Origin of the sequence: Nonomuraea cypriaca, from assembly GCF_015645445.1 — a bacterium.
Lineage (GTDB): Bacteria > Actinomycetota > Actinomycetes > Streptosporangiales > Streptosporangiaceae > Nonomuraea > Nonomuraea cypriaca.
Map to the genome: position 1 here is coordinate 1 of NZ_JADOGI010000534.1, position 1,141 is coordinate 1,141.

Genomic DNA, 1,141 nt, shown 5'->3' on the forward strand with positions numbered 1-1,141 from the left:
TGATCGCGCTGTGTGATCGTCTGGAGGCGTGCGTGAGTACGGTGGCTCCGTAGCGTCAGGCTGTAGCCGGGTCGGGTGGCATCCAGAGCTTGCCGAGAAGCGCGTCGCGCAGGACGGTCATGACGTCGAGGCCGTGTTTGATCACGGTGGACAGGTAGCCGCGAACGGCGTAACGATGCCGGGTGTGTCGCTCGGAGCGGAGTCTGCCGGAGATCTTCTGCTGGGTCTTGGCTGGTCGCAGGTCGCGCTCTGCTTGGTTGTTCGTGGGTGGGATCCGCAGGTCATGGGCGAAACGCAGGACATCGTCGGCACGGTCGCGCAGCACCTCCAGCAGCACCCGGCCGACCGGCTGGGTGACGGTCTTGGCCGGGCCGGGAACGCGCTTGACCTCCGAAAGGCCGACGGCGACCCCGCCCCGGAACATCCGGGTGAACATCGCCAGCGTGCCCGCCGCGATCGCGTCTGTGCCCTGTTGGCGGGCGAGGTTGGCGGCGTGGATCAAGCCGCGCAGCGCCATCTGGAGCTGCCGGGGCCAGCGCGCCTTGGGGTAGGTCTCGGCGCAGTCTTCGAGATCACGGATCAGATGCGCGGCACAAAGTTGATGATCGCGCGTCCCGAGGTTGGTCGCGTCGTAGATCTGATAGCGGTCGTGCACCACCACACCGGTCACTTCGGCCAGCACGAACTGCTTGAACGTGGCCATGTCGCGTCCGCCGAGCATGTACCAGGTCAGCAGCTGGTTGCAGGCCACCAGCAGATACTTCTTGGCCTTCTTCGGCCCCACCCGCAGCGGGCTCTCGTCGCAGCACACCACATAGGCCAGCGTGAGAAGCATCCGGATACGCGCATTGGCGCGAGCGACCGCTGCGGCGGCCCGGCCGATCAAGCCGTGAACGAACCCGGGTGAAGGCTCGGCACCGGTTAGCGCGGCCACCAGCTCAGCGCACCGGTGCACCGGGATCGCGTGGACCACCAGCAGATACACGCACCAGGCCTGCAGATTGACGCCGTGCCCGACCGGCGCGGCGCTTACTCCCGCCGGGCGTGCGGCGGTGTGCACCCGGCCGCACCGGCAGGCGACTGTGTGCAGGTTGTGCTGCAACCGCCGGGCCACTACCAGCGGGATCTCGATCTGCTGGTG

The 1,141-nt window shown here is 67.6% G+C and carries 1 protein-coding gene; it reads right to left on the reverse strand.

Annotated features, from left to right (window positions below):
- Positions 1-55 precede the first annotated feature (55 nt).
- Positions 56-1,141, reverse strand: a 1,086-nt coding sequence (gene tnpC / locus ITP53_RS55455; RefSeq protein WP_195903505.1) for an IS66 family transposase, incomplete at its 5' end; no start/stop codon positions are given.